Source organism: Tenacibaculum sp., assembly GCF_048269885.1.
Lineage (GTDB): Bacteria > Bacteroidota > Bacteroidia > Flavobacteriales > Flavobacteriaceae > Polaribacter.
Genome location: NZ_JBLWTZ010000001.1, coordinates 173878 through 192283 on the forward strand (window position 1 = coordinate 173878; position 18406 = coordinate 192283).

Annotated in this window: 16 protein-coding genes; 10 read left to right on the forward strand and 6 right to left on the reverse strand. The window is 32.7% G+C overall.

Annotated features, from left to right (window positions below; translation table 11 throughout):
- Position 1: 1 nt before the first annotated feature.
- The 10 genes from ACN0WY_RS00740 to ACN0WY_RS00785 all read left to right on the forward strand — a co-directional run bounded on the left by ACN0WY_RS00740 (position 2) and on the right by ACN0WY_RS00785 (position 11587).
- The gene (locus tag ACN0WY_RS00740; RefSeq protein ID WP_417799231.1) at positions 2 to 907 is read left to right on the forward strand and encodes a sterol desaturase family protein; all 906 of its coding nucleotides are present in this window, start codon (positions 2 to 4) and stop codon (positions 905 to 907) included.
- 3 nt (positions 908 to 910) lie between these two features.
- On the forward strand, positions 911 to 1285 hold the full coding sequence (locus ACN0WY_RS00745; protein ID WP_417799232.1) for a four helix bundle protein: 375 nt from the start codon (positions 911 to 913) through the stop codon (positions 1283 to 1285).
- A 17-nt stretch (positions 1286 to 1302) separates the two neighbouring features.
- Positions 1303 to 1635: a 2Fe-2S iron-sulfur cluster-binding protein gene (locus tag ACN0WY_RS00750; RefSeq protein ID WP_120185967.1), complete on the forward strand. Its 333-nt coding sequence runs from the start codon at positions 1303 to 1305 to the stop codon at positions 1633 to 1635.
- 171 nt (positions 1636 to 1806) lie between these two features.
- Positions 1807 to 3315 carry a pyridoxal phosphate-dependent decarboxylase family protein gene (locus ACN0WY_RS00755; protein WP_417799233.1) on the forward strand — a complete coding sequence of 503 codons (1509 nt, stop codon included), beginning with the start codon at positions 1807 to 1809 and terminating at the stop codon, positions 3313 to 3315.
- Between the two features lie 5 nt (positions 3316 to 3320).
- Complete coding sequence (locus ACN0WY_RS00760) at positions 3321 to 4643, forward strand: lysine N(6)-hydroxylase/L-ornithine N(5)-oxygenase family protein (protein ID WP_417799234.1); 1323 nt, start codon at positions 3321 to 3323, stop codon at positions 4641 to 4643.
- A complete protein-coding gene (locus ACN0WY_RS00765; protein WP_417799235.1) occupies positions 4630 to 5823 on the forward strand; it encodes an MFS transporter in 1194 nt (397 codons plus the stop codon). Before ACN0WY_RS00760 ends, ACN0WY_RS00765 begins: the two co-directional genes overlap by 14 nt.
- Complete coding sequence (locus ACN0WY_RS00770) at positions 5824 to 8244, forward strand: GNAT family N-acetyltransferase (protein WP_417799236.1); 2421 nt, start codon at positions 5824 to 5826, stop codon at positions 8242 to 8244.
- A 2-nt stretch (positions 8245 to 8246) separates the two neighbouring features.
- On the forward strand, positions 8247 to 8837 hold the full coding sequence (locus tag ACN0WY_RS00775) for a GNAT family N-acetyltransferase (RefSeq protein WP_417799237.1): 591 nt from the start codon (positions 8247 to 8249) through the stop codon (positions 8835 to 8837).
- Positions 8827 to 10644, forward strand: coding sequence for an IucA/IucC family protein (locus tag ACN0WY_RS00780; RefSeq protein WP_417799238.1), 1818 nt, complete (start codon positions 8827 to 8829; stop codon positions 10642 to 10644). The genes ACN0WY_RS00775 and ACN0WY_RS00780 overlap by 11 nt, the downstream gene beginning before the upstream one ends.
- A 4-nt stretch (positions 10645 to 10648) precedes the next feature.
- Entirely contained in the window at positions 10649 to 11587 is a 939-nt protein-coding gene (locus ACN0WY_RS00785) for a sterol desaturase family protein (protein WP_330488907.1), read from the forward strand.
- Between the two features lie 2 nt (positions 11588 to 11589).
- On the opposite strand, the gene ACN0WY_RS00790 is transcribed toward ACN0WY_RS00785, so the two are convergent.
- From ACN0WY_RS00790 to ACN0WY_RS00815, 6 genes are all read right to left on the reverse strand, one after another.
- The gene (locus ACN0WY_RS00790; RefSeq protein WP_417799239.1) at positions 11590 to 12546 is read right to left on the reverse strand and encodes a helix-turn-helix transcriptional regulator; all 957 of its coding nucleotides are present in this window, start codon (positions 12544 to 12546) and stop codon (positions 11590 to 11592) included.
- A 151-nt stretch (positions 12547 to 12697) separates the two neighbouring features.
- Positions 12698 to 14326, reverse strand: a complete 1629-nt coding sequence (locus ACN0WY_RS00795) for a PepSY-associated TM helix domain-containing protein (RefSeq protein WP_330488909.1) — start codon at positions 14324 to 14326, stop codon at positions 12698 to 12700.
- Positions 14326 to 14628, reverse strand: coding sequence for a hypothetical protein (locus ACN0WY_RS00800; protein WP_330488910.1), 303 nt, complete (start codon positions 14626 to 14628; stop codon positions 14326 to 14328). The genes ACN0WY_RS00795 and ACN0WY_RS00800 overlap by 1 nt, the downstream gene beginning before the upstream one ends.
- 1 nt (position 14629) lies before the next feature.
- Positions 14630 to 14959: a hypothetical protein gene (locus tag ACN0WY_RS00805; protein ID WP_417799240.1), complete on the reverse strand. Its 330-nt coding sequence runs from the start codon at positions 14957 to 14959 to the stop codon at positions 14630 to 14632.
- A gap of 107 nt (positions 14960 to 15066) precedes the next feature.
- A complete protein-coding gene (locus ACN0WY_RS00810; protein WP_417799241.1) occupies positions 15067 to 15801 on the reverse strand; it encodes a DUF4198 domain-containing protein in 735 nt (244 codons plus the stop codon).
- A gap of 50 nt (positions 15802 to 15851) precedes the next feature.
- Positions 15852 to 18200 (reverse strand): TonB-dependent receptor domain-containing protein, encoded by a 2349-nt coding sequence (locus tag ACN0WY_RS00815; RefSeq protein ID WP_417799242.1) that lies wholly within the window; start codon positions 18198 to 18200, stop codon positions 15852 to 15854.
- Positions 18201 to 18406 lie beyond the last annotated feature (206 nt).

An 18406-nucleotide genomic window follows, 5' to 3' on the forward strand; every position in this document is an offset into this window, starting at 1 on the left:
CGTGACATTAACTGAATACATACAACAATTATCAGAAGACAAATTATTGTACTTCGCCTTACCTGTATTTTTCATTTCCATGTTCGTGGAATACCGAATAGCAAAAGAAAAATACGACGGTAAAGATACTGGTGTATCAATGTTAATGATGGTGTTTTCTGCTATTGTTGAATTTATTCCGAAGATTTTAGCCTTTGTAGCTTTTTTCTACTTGTATGAAATCAGTCCGTTAAAAGGCATAGTGCAACGTCAATGGTGGGCATGGATTTTATTGTTATTGGCTGATGATTTTGCTTACTACTGGTTTCACCGATTAAATCACGAAGTACGTTTGTTTTGGGCAGGTCATGTACCGCATCATTCGTCAGTACATATGAATTTAGGAACAGCATTGCGTCAAGGAGTCGGAGAGCGTATTCATAAATTTTTCTTTTGGATGTGGATTCCGTTATTAGGATTTGATCCTTTAATGATGTTTACCATGATGGGAATCAGTTTAATTTATCAGTTTTTTGTACATACAGAATTGGTTGATAAACTTCCGAAGCCTATAGAACTAATCTTCAATACACCATCACATCACCGAGTGCATCACGCCTCTAATATTCGTTATTTAGATTGTAATCATGCAGGGATTTTAATTATTTGGGATCGTATGTTTGGTACTTTTTCTGAAGAATTAAAAGAAGTTGATAAACCAGTATATGGATTAACCGTAAATATTGAAACGTTTAACCCAGTAAAAGTAGCAACGCATGAATATGCTGCTATCTGGAAAGATGTAAAAAGAGCGGATAAATGGAGTGATAAACTCAATTATATATTCAATTCACCAGGTTGGACACATGATGGAGAAGATAAGAGAGCGAAAACCTTAAGGAAAAAGTTGTTTGGAGACAGGAATTAGGAAATGGGAATAAAAAGATTTGAAGATATCATTGCTTGGCAAAAAGCACAGGATTTTTCTTTAGAGATTTACAAGCATTTTAAATCTAGTAAAGAGTATTCTTTTAAAGATCAAATTACAAGAGCATCCGTTTCTATCTCTAATAATATAGCAGAAGGTTTCGATAGAAGTTCAAATCAAGAATTCATTCGATTTTTATATTACGCTTTAGGTTCTAATAGTGAAGTTCGTTCCGTGCTATATTTAGCTGTGCGTTTAGAGTTTATATCTAAAGAAAAATCAACAAAGCTAATACATCAGTCTAATGAAATATCAAGAATGATTTTTGGGTTGATAAAATCAATGAAGCAAAACCAATTTCTAATTCCTATTTACTAACTACTAATACCTAAATTATGGAACAAGATATTACTATAAAAATTACCGATCGTGACGGAGTAACGCACGAGGTACAAGCACCAACAGATATGGCTATGAACTTAATGGAAGTAGTTCGCTCGTACGAATTAGCTCCTGAAGGAACTATTGGTATTTGTGGTGGAATGGCAATGTGTGCATCATGTCAATGCTATGTGAAATCAGATCACGAATTACCAGAAATGGGAGATGATGAAGAAGCAATGTTAGCAGAAGCTTTTTATGTAGAAGATAATAGCCGATTGGGTTGTCAAATACAAATGACCCCCGATTTAGATGGTTTAGAAGTAGAGTTAGCTCCAGAGAGCTAAGAACAAAAGAATAAAATTTTTAAAGCGCAGTATTTAGTGTACACTAAATACTGCGCTTTCTTTTTTTTATAAAATATGCTACTTGCGTCATTTTAAATTCCATTTACGTCATTTAATTTGTTTGGTCTGAATATACCTTTGCTTTAAATTATTAAGACTAAATAAAAATAAATGATTCTTAAATCTAGCCCTTCACTAAAGGAATTGTCATTAAATAGCTATTTGTTTAGTGACGAATCTGTGCAGTTGTATGAAGAGTATATTCAGAAAACAACCACTTATATTCAACAATTTTTATCCAACAGAACTTTTTATCAAGGAGACAACCTTGAAGAAATTTTAGCAAACAAAGAACAAGCGAAATTGGTAAATATAGAAGAAACACAACCTATAGATAGTGTTTTAGAAGAGTTGAATAACTTGTATATAAAAAATGCAATAGCATTTCATAACCCAACATACGTAGCACATTTAAATTGTCCAATTACCCTACCATCCATCATAGCAGAAATGATTACAACCACAATCAATACTGCAGTTGAAACATGGGACCAGAGTACTTCTGCAACTTTTATAGAACAAGAAGTTATTCAATGGATAACCAGCGTATTTAATCTTTCAAATAATTCAGATGGTGTTTTTACAAGTGGAGGAACACAATCTAATTTCATGGGGTTATTAATGGCTCGAGATAACTATGCTTTCAACCATTTTGGAATTAACATCAAGCAACATGGATGGAGTAATGAAATAAGTAAATTCAGAATTTTTTGTTCAGAAAAAGCACATTTCAGTATTCAAAAAAGTGCTGCTTTGTTAGGCATGGGCTATGATGCTGTTATACCCGTAAAAGTTGATAAAAAAATGCAGATGGATGCAAATGAATTGGTGCTGGCTATAGAAAAAACAAAACAAGAAGGTAATATTCCAATAGCAGTGGTAACAACATTGGGTACTACAGATTATGGGAGTTTTGATCCAATACAAACCATCGGAAAGATTGCCAAAGAACACAATATGTGGTTGCATGCTGATGGTGCTTATGGTGGTGCTTTTGCACTTACAAATACCCATAAAAAATATTTTAAAGGTATTGAGTTAGCGAATTCGATTACCATCGATTTTCATAAAACCTTGTTTCAACCTGTAAGTTGTAGTGCTTTTCTAGTTAATAATAAGCAACATTTTCAGTATGTGTCGTACTATGCAGATTACTTAAATCCTATTGAAGATAAAGATCCAGAACGACCAAACCTTATAGAAAAATCAATCCAAACAACACGTCGATTCGATGCTTTAAAAGTTTGGTTAACCTTAAAAATTTTAGGAACAAAAACCATTGCCAATTACTTAGAGGAGGTACACTCGTTAACAAAAGAAGTATATCGTAGTATAAAAGATCAAGAATGTTTTGAAATTGCTCATGTACCAGAACTAAGTACGCTCGTATTTAGATATAAAGCAGAAGGGGTAGCTGAAGATATTATTCATAACTCGATCAATTTATATATCAAAAACACTTTATATAAAGCTGGGAAAGCATCAATTGCAAGTACAAAGTTAAATGGCAGTATCTACCTGAAATTTACCTTACTAAACCCTAAGAATACAATTAACAATCTCCTTAATATCATAGAAATGGTTAAAACTACGGGAGAACAATACAAAACTACAAACTAAAAAAGATGAAAAATATAATATTAGATTTTATAGCCATTGGTGTAGGTCCTTTTAACTTAGGATTGGCCTGTTTATCAGAACCAATTAAAAATTTAGAAGGAGTCTTTCTCGATAAAAAAGAGAAATTTGATTGGCATCCAGGAATGTTGTTAGAAGACACTACTTTACAAGTGCCTTTTATGGCAGATTTGGTAACCCTAGCCGACCCCACAAGTCCTTTCAGTTTTCTTAACTACATCAAAGAACAAGGAAGAATTTATTCTTTTTACATACGAGAGAACTTCTTGCTACTTAGAAATGAGTACAACCACTATTGCCAGTGGGTAATTAGCAAGCTTTCTAATATCTATTTTAATACAGAAGTTACGAATGTAGACTACGATCAAAAAGACGGTATTTATGTAGTTACGAGTGTATGCACAAAAACACAGGAAATTAAAATCTATAAAGCAAAAAAGCTGGTTTTAGGAACAGGAACACAGCCTTACATTCCTGTTTGTTGTAAAAAGTTAAAAGATACTGCCGTTCATTCATCACAATACTTGCCTAATAAAGAACAATTACAACATAAGAAAAGGATAACAGTATTAGGAAGCGGACAAAGCGCAGCGGAAATATTTTCTGATTTATTACAAGAAATAGATACTAAAGGGTATGAGTTGAATTGGATAACCCGTTCACCTCGCTTCTTTCCGTTAGAGTATGCGAAGCTAACGTTGGAAATGACCTCACCGGAGTATGTAGACTATTTTTTCAACTTACCAGCATCAAAAAGAGATGTACTCATTAAAAATCAAAAGCATTTATACAAAGGAATCAATCAAGATTTAATCGGGTCTATTCACGATACGTTGTACGCAAAACGAGTCGTATCAAAAGAGCCATTAAAAGTTTCATTACGCACCAACTCTGAATTGAAAACCACCAAGGTATTAGATGAGGGTATTAAACTTGAGCTACATCAGGTAGAACAAGATAAGTATTTTGAACATGAAACTGACGGATTGGTGCTTGCTACAGGGTACGAATATCAATTACCTGATTTTATAGAGGGAATTTCAGACCGAATTTTATGGGATTATCAAGATCGATTCGATGTACAACGCAATTACAGCATAGATAAAAACAACAACGAAATCTTTGTTCAGAATGTAGAGCTACACACCCATGGTTTTGTAACCCCCGATTTAGGGATGGCAGCTTATAAAAACTCTTACATTATTAAAGAGATAACAGGAGTAGAGCATTATCCTATTGAGCAAAAAATTGCTTTTCAGCAATTTGAAGTAACGCAGGAAGAAGAAATAGAACTCAATGTCTTTGCATAAAGGTATGAAGCTAAAAACATTTTTAATAGTAATGACGTTGGTTGCAGTAGTAAGCGATTATTTACTGCATCCATTTTATCCACAGTTTTTCGAGCTTCGCTTTGGAATGACAAATCCTAAAAATGTAGGGTATTACTTTGCAGCTATCTGTTTTATGGTAATGATTGCGTTTCCTTTTTGGGCATACATTTCTAAAAAAGTGTCAGAATTAAATATCTTGGTGTACACTCAGGCGGTTGCAGGTATGTTAGCATTGTATTGCTATTATACCACATCGTATATTAATTTCTGGATAGTATCACTTGTCATGGTATTATTTAAAGGAAGTTATTTGTTAGTGTACCCTTACATTTTAAAGATTATTACCAAAGAAGAACACCCAAGTACAATTGGGTTACTTTCTGTAGTGGTGCATTTAGGAGGGATTTTAGGAGCGGTGTTAGGAGGGTTAACGGTGGACTATATAAATCCGAGCAGCATTTTTTTAATTATGGCAGCAGGCGATTTTATTCAAATGACTATGAGTGGTTATTTATTAAAAAGTAAAAAATATGCTACCGACTTAATTATTTCAGAAGAACCAGCTATTAGCGATAAAAAAAGTATTCCGAAAGGCTTTATTTTAAAGCTAGGTCTAATCACATTGATACTATATTTCAGTGATTTTTTAATCAGGCCTTTCTTTTCAACGTATTGGGAAAGTTTTTCAGTGTATAAAAGCAAGTTGGTTTCTGGTACTATATATGCTATTCCAGGTTTTGTGGCTTTGGTAGCCTTGTGGATGAATAACAAACGAAAATCAGAAGGATACGAAGGAATTATAAATGCTTTGTGCATAGGTTTAATAGGGCTGCTTTTGCAAGGAATTCCTAATGAAGCAGCAGTTGTTTTAGGAAGAGTTATTTACGGATGGGCAATTTTTCAAGGAGTCGTGAAATTTGACATCCTATTATTTGAATTAAGCTCACCAGAGTCGTACTCAGTTGATTATAGTAAAATACATTTCTTCCAAAATTTAGGCGTGTTACTAGCTTCATTAAATGTAGGAATTCTAGTCGATAGTTTCGGTTTACGAATACCGTTTGTCATTGCATTAGGAGGGTTTTCACTAACACTAGTCTTATACTTTATCATGTTTAAATCGGTACGAAAAGTGCACAAACAATTAGCAAAAGCTTAGATGATGACAACAACAGATACCATCGCTTTTTCAAAAGAGTACAAAGACTTTGGAAGAATTACTATTCGTCCTTTTCAAGTACAAAAAGACAGTGTTTTTTTACAAAAATGGGTCACACAAGAGTATGCTGTTTTTTGGGGTATGCAAAATGCAACGGTAAAAGATGTTGAAGAAGAATATACTCAACTTACAACACCAGAACATTACGATGTTTTTGTAGGAATGTTTGATGACGAACCTGCATTTGTAGTAGAACGTTACAATCCACAATTAGACATTATTCATAATTTTTATAAAGCTCAAACGGCTGACTGTGGCGTGCATATTATTGTAGCGCCACCAAGAATTACTAAAACACCAAATTTTACATGGTTTATGTTTCGGTCTATTATGGATTTTGTTTTTACGAATTCTACTATCAATAGAATAGTAGTAGAACCCGATATTCGAAACAAAAAAATGTTTGCATTATGCCAACGCATAGGCTTTCAACTAGGAAACGTAATAGAATTGCCTAACAAAACAGCGCAATTAGCATTTTTAACTAAAACCAATTACCAACAACAAACCCAATCCTTTTCACCCTTAAAAAGAAGTGCCATGAATACTTTAGATAATGTGGTTTCCCCACAGCAATCAACCCAACATATACAACCAGAAGTTTGGCAAAAAACCAACCAACTGTTAGTAAAAAAAGCATTATGTGAGTTTTCACATGAACTGTTAATTCAACCAACAATAATTCATGAACTAAACAACGGATATAAGCTGTACAAAGTTCATGCAGATAATATAGAAATCCAATATGAGTTTGAAGCAAAAGCAATGGCTTTGAATCACTTGATGATTGATGAAAATTCTATAAAAAGATATGTAAAAGAAGTTGAAGAAGAAATCGACGCAATCACGTTTATAAAAGAGTTTAGAAAAGCATTAGGAATTACTGATGAAAAAATGCCTGTGTATTTAGAGGAAATTATAAGTACACTGTACGGAAGCGCATTTAAGCTTACGAAAGGAAACCCAACAGCCAAAGAATTAGCAACAGCTGATTTTCAAACGATAGAACAATCTATGACGGAAGGACATCCTGGGTTTGTAGCAAATAATGGAAGAATAGGTTTTGATAGTAGCGATTATCGATCGTATGCACCAGAAGCAGGAAATTCTTTTTCGTTATTATGGTTAGCAGGACATAGATCAAAAGCAGTTTTTTCAGCAATAGAAGCATTGCCCTATGAAACTTTAATACACCAGGAATTAGATGTTGATACTATAGCACAATTCAATACAATAATTGAAGAAAAAGGCTTTAGTCCAAAAGAGTACTTATTTATTCCTGTTCACCCATGGCAGTGGTTTAACAAGCTAGCTACAATTTTTGCCTCTGAAGTTGCTAAAGGAGATTTAATCTGTTTAGGATATGGACCTGATCAATATTTAGCACAACAGTCAATTAGAACGTTGTTTAACATTACCAACCCACAGAAATTTTATACCAAATCCGCATTGTCTATTTTAAATATGGGCTTTATGAGAGGGTTACCTTTATACTATTTAGGAACCGCACCTAAAATGGCAGTTTGGTTAGAAGATTTGTTATATAACGATGCGTATATAAAGGAAAACGGATTTAAAATGTTAAGCGAAATAGGGTCGGTTAGCTATGTGAACCCCTATTTTGAAGAATTTGGCCCACATAACGATTACAATAAAATGCTAGCCTCATTATGGAGAGAAAGCCCATATTCAGTAGTTAAACAAAATCAAAAACCACTAACGATGGCAGCGTTATTACATATAGACCATCACGGAAAAGCATTGTTGCCAGAAATTATTAAAGACTCAGGAATTTCAATAGACGATTGGTTACGTAGTTATTTAAAAGCGTATTTGAGTCCTTTGTTACATTGTTTTTATAAGTATGATTTGGTGTTTATGCCCCATGGTGAAAATATTATTTTGGTAGTAGAAAACAATATCCCTGTGTATGTTTTACTAAAAGATATTACCGAAGAAGCCTGTATTTTAAGCCCGGAAGTTGAGCTGCCAGAAGACTTGAAAAGAATGTATGCGCCCGTTCCAGAAGATGTAAAATTACTATCCATATTTACAGATATGTTTGATGGCTTCTTCCGTTTTTTAACTCCAATTTTAGAAGAACATGCTAATTATAGTGAGTACCGTTTTTGGAAATTAGTTGCAGGGCATATTCAAGAGTACCAAGAGCAGTTTCCTCAATTATCAAACAAGTTTAAACAATACGATTTGTTCGCTGAAGACTTTAAACTTTCGTGTTTAAACAGATTACAATTAAATAATCACAAACAGATGATTGATTTAGACGACCCTGTTGCTCTACTTCAATTTGCAGGAAAGTTAAAAAACCCGATAGCAGCATTTAAAACTCAGGAAATATAATTATGGTTCAAACGTATCAAACAGTCTTCAGTAAAAAAATAACAGGGCTAGGAATAATAAGTATTCGTCCGTTTCAATTAGAAATTGATACACCAATGTTACATAGTTGGGTAACACAATCCTATGCAAAATATTGGGGAATGTTAGAAAAATCGTTAGAAGAAGTACGTACCGAATATCAAGAAATTGAAAACAGCCCCCATCATCATAGTTATATAGGTCTGTTAAATGACACTCCTGTGTTTTTAATGGAATTATACAAAGTATCAGAAGATCTAGTCGCAAACTATTATAATGCACAAGAAAAGGATTACGGAATGCATGTTTTAGTAGCACCCGTAAAAAAAAGAATACCACAGTTTACATGGCATGTGTTTTCAACCATTATCGATTATTTTTTTAGTTTGCCACAGGTGGAAAGAATTGTCGTAGAACCCGATGTAAACAACCAAAAAATACACATGCTAAATAAAAAAGCAGGCTTTGTATACCAAAAAGAAATTGAGTTGCCTCATAAAAAAGCTGCATTGGCTTTTTGTACAAAAGAGATGTACCAATTAGCTTTAATCAAACTAAAACAACATGACAAATAATATAGCACATTTACAACCCGATGTATGGAAGTTTGTAAATCGTCAATTAATAAAAAAAGCCATTAGCGAGTTCTCTCACGAACTTATTTTAACTCCCGAATTTATTTTAGAAGAAGAGGATGGAGGTATATATCAAATAACGTCTGATAATAATAAGTTTATTTATCGCTTTAAAGCAAAAAAGTATTTGCTTGATCATTGGTTGGTTGACGCAAAAAGCATCATCAAAAAAAATAAAACATCAGAAGAAATTGATCTAGATGCCTTGCATTTTATAACAGAGTTTCAAAATACTTTAGAGATTCCCAATGAGTTTTTAGCAACTTATTTAGAAGAAATAACAAGTACACTTTCTGGGGCTGCATATAAGTATGCGAATGAGAAATTTTTAGCAAATGAATTAGCAGAAAGAAGCTTTCAAGAAATAGAGCATGCGATGACTGAAGGTCATCCGTGTTTTGTAGCAAACAATGGTAGAATAGGATTTAATATTGATGATTATCATGTATATGCACCAGAAAGCAATCATCTATTTAAAATTGTATGGATTGCAGCTCATAAAAAATATACGACCTACACAGCTGTTGAAGGTTATGAATATGAAAAACTTTTAGAAAGTGAGTTAGGAAAAGAAAAACTAGCCTCATTTAAAACAGTTGTAAAGAAGCAAAATCTAGCCTTAGAAAATTACATTTTTATGCCCGTGCATCCTTGGCAATGGAGAAACAAAATAGTAGCTGTTTTTGGAGCAGACATTGCTCAAAAAAACATCATTCTGTTAGGTGAAAGCAATGATAAATTCTCTGCGCAACAATCTATAAGAACGTTATTTAATGCTTCCCATCCAGAAAAGTTATATACGAAAACAGCGCTGTCTATTTTAAATATGGGCTTTATGCGTGGATTGTCTCCATATTATATGCAAAGTACGCCTCATATAACTCGATGGATAACGGACTTGTTGGCAGATGATGCATACCTGAAAAAAAATGGATTTACCATGTTAGGAGAAGTGGCAACAGTAGGATATCACAATCATTATTACGAGGTATTAGGAAAAACAAATCCGCATAACAAAATGTTGTCTGCTTTGTGGCGAGAGAGTCCGTATACAAAAATTAGTTCCAACCAACGAGTACTTACGATGGCAGCTTTATTGCATGTAGATTATCAAGAAAATTCTTTGCTGGTATCTTTAATCGAAGCATCACCCTATGATGCAGGTATTTGGGTTCAGCGTTATTTAAAAGCTTATTTAGCTCCCCTACTTCATTGTTTTTTTAAGCACGAATTTGTGTTTATGCCGCATGGAGAAAATCTTATTCTAGTATTAGAAGAAAATACACCCGTACATGTGTTAATGAAAGACATCACGGAAGAAGTAATTGTGTTTAATGAAGAAATGTACTTGCCTGAGCACGCTAAAAGATTATTTACTAAAACTTCTGATACAATGAAAATACTCTCAATTTTCACAGATGTTTTCGATTGTTTCTTCCGTTTTATGGCACAACAGTTAGACCGTTATGCGAATTTTTCAGAAGAAAATTTTTGGCAATTGGTGGCAGAATGTGTGTATGCATATCAAGAAGAGTATCCTGAGTTTTCAGAGAAATACGAACGATACGATTTGTTTGTTAATGAGTTTGACCGCTGTTGTTTAAACAGGTTACAATTAAATAATACAAAACAGATGTTGAGTTTGGCTAATCCAATTCAGAGTTTAAAACTCAGAGGAACTTTAGAAAATCCACTAGCTAAATTTAGAAAAGAAGTGGCAAGTGAAATAATAGTACAGAAAATTTAAGAAAATGGATTTATCTTCTATTGAAACATTAGCGAGTAAATTGCAGTACATGAGTATAATAGTGCTTGTTTTACTGCTGGTTGAATGGGGAATTCTTATAGTAACGAGTCTTGTAGAAAAAAACAAGGAAGGTGTGGTTAGTATTGTTTCTTATTTAATACAAAGCATACCTTATTTACTGCTGTCAAAAGTATTTATAGTAGCAAGTATGTTTTGGTTGTATGAAAATAGGTTGTTTACCTTGGGATTTCAATGGTATGTTTGGATTGTTGCCTACTTATTATACGATTTTACAGTTTTTTTTATTCATTTTTTAGGGCATAAAGTTAGAGTTTTATGGTGTATACATGGAGTACATCATACAGCAGAAGAAATGAATTTAACAGTAGTTGCAAGAGGATCTATTTTTGATGTGTTTTTTACCCCTTTTAACTTTATTTGGTTGCCAATTTTAGGAATTCATCCACTGATGATTTTTGTAATAGAGCCCATTGCACGCCTATATGCTACACTAACCCATATAAATGAAAAAGTTATAGGCAAACAAAGATGGTTAGATAAAGTGTTAGTAACCCCCTCTGTTCATAGAGTGCATCATGCGAAAAATCATATTTATTTAGATAGAAATTATGGAGAAACTTTTAGCATTTGGGATCGCTTGTTTAAAACTTTTCAAAAAGAATTAGATGATGAAAAAATGTTATATGGAATTATGCACGATAAATTAAATAGCGAAAGCTTATGGCATGTACAGTTTTTATTGTGGAAAGAATTGTGGACGGATGTTAGAGATGCTCCAAAGCTAATAGACAAAATAAAATACATAATTATGCCTCCTGGATGGAATCATATCAATGGAGGAAAAAAAGCAAAAGAGTACAGAAGTGAAGCTTGGTTACACAAGAGAAAAGAAAAATCTAGTGAACTTGAACACAGGTTTTAAAATTAAGACTTAAGAAAAGAGTTTTTTCGAAACTCCTTTGGGGTTGTTTTTTCATACTTTTTAAAAGCAGCTGTAAAATGAGTAGGGTTTTTATACCCTACCATATCAGCGACTTCATAAATAGGCTTTTGAGTATGAATTAATAAACTTTTGGCCTTATTCATTCTTACTTGTTTGGTATAATTAAAAATCGTTGTACCAAACATTTTTTTAAACTCACTTTTTAAAATATTTTGATTTAATAACACTTTACGAGCAAGTTGTTGTATTGGTATTTGTTTGTTGATATTCGACTGGAGTATGGCTTCTGCTTTATGTACTTTTTTTAGAATGTTTTCATTAGGAGTATACCTTTTTTCAGAAAAAGTATTCAATTGTAGGTGTAATAATTCTAAAACTTTTGATTCTAAAAAAATACGTTTTAGGAATCCTTTTTGCGAATTAGAAAGCACGTCGATAATAATTTTCTCCATACTAGAGTTTAATTGTTGAGTGAAACAGAGTTCAAGAGATTTGTTATTTGAAAAAAGAGGCTGCATTTGATGTTTCTGTATAAAAAAATCATACAGTTTAATTTTAATTTCTAGTATTGGTTTGTCTCTGTAAAAAAAGGTTTTGTTTTCAATATTACTATTACACAAGAGACAGCATTCATTTCTTTCAAGAATAAAATCTTTTTTAAAATTAGAAGCTTTTATAATTTTTTCCCCTTTAATTAATACAGAAGATTCTAAAATGCTAAGAGAATCATTCGTAATAAAAAGAAAATCTTCTTTAAACGTGGCATTAATTATATTAATGAACAGTCCGTCAAAGTAGTAACTAGTTACTAATCCCCTACCATAAGTGGGGTTAATTGTATAGGTTGAGGTTTTTATACCACAGTCTAGAATTTCTGTTTGTAGTTGCAGTATCTGTCTAAACTGTGGGGTTTTGTTATTGACAATAACTATTTCCATAAATTACGGGGGATATAGGAAACGGGGAATGAGCCTAAAGTAAACGATCTCTTAAAATTATTTGAAGAGATATAGGTGTATTGTCTTTAAACCTTATTAATTAGTAAATAAAAGAGCTTCATTTTTCAATTATTTTTTAGTCAAAAATATGCTAGTTTTTTTGAGAATTATCAGCTAATAATTGTTTGCGATTTTTATAATCTATAGGGTGTTTTGTAAAAGAACTCTTAGCCGTTACTTCTGGTTTAATCTTTATATAAATAAACAAGGCAGTAATCGAAATACCCAACCATAATAAATCAATCGTAAGAATATCAAATTGTTTGGCCTTGTAGGTGTTCCAAATCCAATTGTTAGAAACCATACCGCTAACTATTGGAATAAAAAAGCCTAGAATAGCTCCTGCTAATAAAGTAGCTTTATTTGTGAAATAATTATTTCTTTTGAATCTGAAATAAATAGTAACGAGCAACCAAACAACAAAAAACCAAGTATATAAAAGGCTCATTTTTTGAGTTTGATAAGCTTCGGGTAACAATTTTACCACCAAGAAAAATAAGGCAGTAATAGGGTACAAAGACAAACAAATAGCAAGATAAATATGTCCTACTTTAGCTGTGTATAAGCGTTGCTTTAAACGCATACTTTTTTTGTTACGAGCTTCAATCCAAATCAACACCCCTGTGATAATTACAAAGCAAGTAATAAGAGCTAGGATAAAGTAGATAACTTTTACAGCAATACCGCCAAAGTTACCATAATGTAAGCGACTTACTGAAAGTTGAATGTCATCTGTATACTTACTTTCATTAGGGTTTCTTACAATCGAAGTTTTATCAGTTTCAAAATCATAAAATACCATTCCCGAACTTAAAAAACGTTCTTTATAATCCAGTTCACCAATTAACCCATACTTCATATTAGTGCCACCATAGTTTTTAATTAAAACATAATTTGAATTAAAATGAGACCAACGGTTGGCATTTTCTTTTACAAACTGGTTTACACTAGGAATCTCTTTGTCTGTTTTAGCAATCCATTCAAAGGATTTACGGTCGGGACGTAAATCTTCCATTAGTTTATCTTGATCTCCACCGTATAAAAAGTTTGCTGGCAGTAAAACAAATAAACTTAAACAGAAATAAGCAGCAGTAACAGCATACATAAACTGAAAAGGGAGCCCGATAATACCTAGAGCTGTATGTGCGTCTGTCCACACTCTTTTTAAAGCAATTTTAGGATTAAATTGGTAAAAGTTGGAAATAATTTTTTTCCAATGTACAATCACCCCAGTAACAATGGCAAATAAAAAGAATAAAGAAACAAAACCAGCAAGGTAAATTCCAATAGTGGGTATTTGTGTAAAGAAGTGTAAGCGGTATAAAAATTCTCCTAAGCCATACTTCTCCACATAACTAGCTGTTTCACCTGTATGAATATTTATAGCTTGATAGTTTTGATATTTAGCTTCATCAGGAATGTTTACTGTATCTTTTGCAGCGGAGGTTAACACATAAATGTTGTCACTTTTATGCCCTAAGTAAAAACGAATATCTCTACTCGTTAAATGATGATTTTCTGAGAGTTTTTTTAATAAAAAATCATAATCAATATTTTCTCGAGCAATATTTTGCGAATGCTTACCGTCTTCCCAGGCTTCAATTTCGTCTTTAAAAAGGGCAAAAGATCCGGTAAAAAAAATCACATATAAGGCTACACTTATAACAATACCACTAACGGTATGTGTATTGAAAAACACATTGTAATTTCTGTTACTCATTATACAAAGGGATTTTGTTGGTTTCCGAAGTAATAAACGATGTATAAGATTATTAAAGCTACAAGGTATATACCCCAAGCTTTCCATCCATTTTTAAACAGAAAAGGAATAATTAACAAAGCACCCCAAACAATAAAAATGGTATAGATAGAGGTAATTAATATTTCCTTTGGATTGGGTAACCACAAGACTAAACACATGTGTAGTAAGGCACTTATCATATATCCACCTATTAAGCCTGCAGAAATTTTAGCAAACTGCTGCCAAGGTGATTGGTTTAAATATTTAGAGTTAGCAGGCATGTTAAAAAAAGTATTCTATTAATAAGGTTAGCATACATAAAACAGTAAGAAACATATAGTTTACCACTCTTAAAGGGGTAATGAGAGTGATAAGACTTAAAAAGAGCGAAGTGGCAACAATCCATGTAATAATACCAGCAGAGAGTCCCAAAAGGGAGATAGCTAAAAACATTCCCAAAAGCAAAAAACAGAGTCCCGTTATTTTAGGACAAGGTTTAGTGTGCTGAAACCATTTTTGAAAGGCAAGATTATCAGCTGAATAAGCTTTTTCAGAGGAGTTGTATAAGTTATAGCATCCGAGAAAAATAATAAGAAAAGTAACTGTTTTCATAAGGGTTTATGGAAAGGACAAAACCCTAAACATAAAAGTTTAGAGCTTTGTGTTTGCAATATTTAATAATATGGCTATTCATGTTAGTTAAAACTTATCACTGAAGCTTATAGTTGGTTATTGATAAAATATGTAGCGCAGTGCCAAATAATTTTATAGTCATCTCCTTTGAAAGTGCCAGGAGTTTTTTCTTCATAAGTAGTTTCTACTGTATACATAGTTTTTTTAGGTAATTTGAAAGTAACGAGTCCTTTTTCGTCAGTTTTTTCTTTTACAAACCATTTACCTTCAGCAAACAATGTAACTTCTCCATATTTTAAGGCTGAATTTTTATACAATACTTTTAAAGTGATTTCATCAGTGTTTTTATGATGCTTTGGAGTGATATCAATAATTTCAATTCCTTTAGGGTTGGTACTTTTTAATTTACTAATAGAGTTGCCAACAACCACTCGTGCTTTTGCGTGATATTCTGGTTTAAAGATTGTATAATCGTATTTTGTATAGTCAAACACTTTTATTTTCTTGTTATCTACGGCAATAGTATAGGTTCCTTTTTGTTGCGGAACAAAAGAAGTGCTATAGTAATCGTTTTTAGCGATTGTTTGTAAAGAGGTCTTACTTCCATCAGGGGCGATTAACCAAATAGTAAAGTCTTTTACATTGTTATAATTATCTCCTCCTACCTTTTCAATAACACCTTCAGAAAATTCTCCGAAACGAATTTTAATTTCGTGTTCGTTGTTTAGTTTTCCTGTAGGGTTGGTTTCAATCCATAAGTAATGAGCAAAAGAATTACTAATTACTGTTAAAAATAGTATTGTTAAAATTGATTTTTTCATTTTTTAATAGTTTATAAAACCACCTAAGAAAATAGGTGGTTTTTAGTTTGTTAGAATAAGTTATAAGTAAGAGATACTCTACCATTAATTCCTGGTTCAGATTGCCAGTATAAGTACGTTCCGTAGTTTGCACCAGAATACAAATGTTTGTTTAAAATATTGTTGATATTTAAAGCAACACGTAATTTGTTGTTCTTCCAATGAATACCTCCATCCATTCTAAAGTAGTCTGGTAATTCTGTTTTGTTGTCTGCATTCCAAGCCCAAGAAGATCTATCTACTAAATATTGATATCCTAGAGAAAGGCCAAAACCTTTCAGGGCTGAATTCTCATTAAAGTTATAATTTAACCACCCATTAGTGATATGTTTTGCATGTCCAGCAATTCTTGTTCCTACGGTATTTGGAATGTCAGATTTTGCAATCTCAACATTTGTATTGGCGTAATTTAACAGTAAGTCCAATTCACTTGTAATGTGCGCTTGCATATCAAATTCAAAACCTTTCGACTCTACTTCTCCGAGTAAAATGCTAAACTGACGGGTAGGATCGGTAGGATCGCTAGTAGTCATGTTGTTTTTATTGATAATGTATGCACTTAATGAAGCGTTTATTTTGCCGTTTAACCAATTGGTTTTTAAACCAGCTTCGTAAATAGTTCCTTCAATAGGATCAAATCTTTTTCCAGTATTATCAATAGCATCATTTGCTAAGAATGATTGGTCGTATAATCCATAAGCGGTAATTTGCGGAGTAATATCAGCACTCAAACCAATTCTAGGAGTGAATTTTTTAGTGGTAATATCCCCTTTAGGCTGTAATGCTGTATACCTACCCGCTAATGTTAAGCGTATTTTATTCTCTAAAAGGCCTATTTCATCTTGTGCATACAAAGAGTTAATTGTTGTTCCGTAGGTATATAAACTAGCACGTTCTTTTAAAGGGGTACTTCTATCAAATACTGGAAAAACTCGATCTCCATAAGTTGGGTTATAAATATTAAACGGATTTGCAGGGGTGTCTACCGTACCAGCTTGACTAAAATCAGCAAAATACTCTTTGTCGGTATAATCAAAGCCTCCCATCACTTTATGGCTAATAGCTCCTGTATTGAATTTTCCGTTCGCATACAATTGAAAGTATTCGCTTTCAGAAATAGCGTCCCATATACTTACACTTCTAATAGCATCACCATTATTTTGTATGCTACCTAACCAAGCAGAAGCTCCTTCTTGTGTGTAAAGCATTGTTACATATTTTGCTTCCACAGACCAGTTTTCGTTAAAGTTATGAGTTAGTTGGTTTAGTAAACTAACTTCTTTAATATCAGTGTCTGGGAAATTACTATCAACCATAGCAAAATCTTTAGGGAGGCTACCAAACCCTTTGTCAACAGGGCCAAATATATAAGCTGCACCAATGAGAGTGTTAAGTTTTTGGAAAGAAAACTCGGTTAAGAAGTTAGTTTTATCTGTTATTTTATAAGATAAAGAAGGAGCGATACCTATACGTTCGGTATCTTCAAATTTTCTATGACTTCCTGTATTTTGATATAAAACATTTAAACGAGCTAATAAGCGCTTGTCACTTGTCAAAGCACCACCAAAGTCAGCCGCCGCTCTATAAGTGTCAAAACTACCAGCCATTAAGTTTACAGTTCCCATTTTTTCTTCTGTAGGTTTTTTGGTTACGACGTTGTAAAAACCTCCAGGTTCACCAGCAGCCATCATAAAGCCTGATGGGCCTTTGACAAACTCAATACGATCTACCATAAAAGTATCTTCAGATAATGGTCCCCATGAATCTTGAATATTGACTCCATTTCTAAAAGCAGGTAATCTGAATCCACGCATGTTAACACGAGCAAAATGTCCCCAATGCTCTATATTGCTAACACCACTAACGTTTCTAAATGCACCTTCTAGCATGTTTGTAACAAGTTGATCTTGCAGTATTTCTGTGCCAACAACTTGAACGTTTTGTGGTAATTGTTTAATTGGAGTTTTTAAACGTAAAGAATTGGATACGTTGTTTTTAGCATACCTGTTTTTTACACCATCAATTGTAACTTCATCTAATTGATCAATTGCCTCTTTAAGAACAATTTTACCGAGGTTTTTAGATTCGTTACTCTTAAGTTTTACGGTAATTGTTTTTCTTTCAAAACCAACCATTGATAAATTAACTACATATTTACCTTTTTTTAAGTCTCTAAACTCAAACTCCCCTTTTTCATTGCTTACAAGCCCTTTATTAGTTGGAGATAGAGTTATATTTACTGAAGCGAGGAAATCATTATTGTCAGATACAATGATTCCCTTAATAGAATTGTTTTGGGCAACTAATGTTGTCGTAATAAATAAAAACAATACCAACGATATAGGTACAATTTTCTTCATTTTGTTTATTTATTTAGATTTAATAAAAATTATTTAACAAGGCAAATATATTCCAAGAGCCGTAAGTGTCAAAATTTATTTAGACTAATTTTAAATAAAAAAAACTAAAATTTTGAAATTTAATGAGATATCAACATCTTTTTAAATTTGGTATATTTGTAAAACGCAACTAAAAAACCTATTTAAAATGCATTGGAAAGATCTTT

Bases quoted from the DNA above. Each gene is read 5' to 3' on its own strand.
- ACN0WY_RS00805 (WP_417799240.1), bottom strand. From the start codon at position 14,959: ATGAAAACAGTTACTTTTCTTATTATTTTTCTCGGATGCTATAACTTA.
- ACN0WY_RS00785 (WP_330488907.1), top strand. From the start codon at position 10,649: ATGGATTTATCTTCTATTGAAACATTAGCGAGTAAATTGCAGTACATG.
- ACN0WY_RS00755 (WP_417799233.1), top strand. From the start codon at position 1,807: ATGATTCTTAAATCTAGCCCTTCACTAAAGGAATTGTCATTAAATAGC.
- ACN0WY_RS00810 (WP_417799241.1), bottom strand. From the start codon at position 15,801: ATGAAAAAATCAATTTTAACAATACTATTTTTAACAGTAATTAGTAAT.
- ACN0WY_RS00765 (WP_417799235.1), top strand. From the start codon at position 4,630: ATGTCTTTGCATAAAGGTATGAAGCTAAAAACATTTTTAATAGTAATG.
- ACN0WY_RS00790 (WP_417799239.1), bottom strand. From the start codon at position 12,546: ATGGAAATAGTTATTGTCAATAACAAAACCCCACAGTTTAGACAGATA.
- ACN0WY_RS00780 (WP_417799238.1), top strand. From the start codon at position 8,827: ATGACAAATAATATAGCACATTTACAACCCGATGTATGGAAGTTTGTA.
- ACN0WY_RS00795 (WP_330488909.1), bottom strand. From the start codon at position 14,326: ATGAGTAACAGAAATTACAATGTGTTTTTCAATACACATACCGTTAGT.
- ACN0WY_RS00815 (WP_417799242.1), bottom strand. From the start codon at position 18,200: ATGAAGAAAATTGTACCTATATCGTTGGTATTGTTTTTATTTATTACG.
- ACN0WY_RS00760 (WP_417799234.1), top strand. From the start codon at position 3,321: ATGAAAAATATAATATTAGATTTTATAGCCATTGGTGTAGGTCCTTTT.
- ACN0WY_RS00745 (WP_417799232.1), top strand. From the start codon at position 911: ATGGGAATAAAAAGATTTGAAGATATCATTGCTTGGCAAAAAGCACAG.
- ACN0WY_RS00770 (WP_417799236.1), top strand. From the start codon at position 5,824: ATGATGACAACAACAGATACCATCGCTTTTTCAAAAGAGTACAAAGAC.
- ACN0WY_RS00800 (WP_330488910.1), bottom strand. From the start codon at position 14,628: ATGCCTGCTAACTCTAAATATTTAAACCAATCACCTTGGCAGCAGTTT.
- ACN0WY_RS00750 (WP_120185967.1), top strand. From the start codon at position 1,303: ATGGAACAAGATATTACTATAAAAATTACCGATCGTGACGGAGTAACG.
- ACN0WY_RS00775 (WP_417799237.1), top strand. From the start codon at position 8,247: ATGGTTCAAACGTATCAAACAGTCTTCAGTAAAAAAATAACAGGGCTA.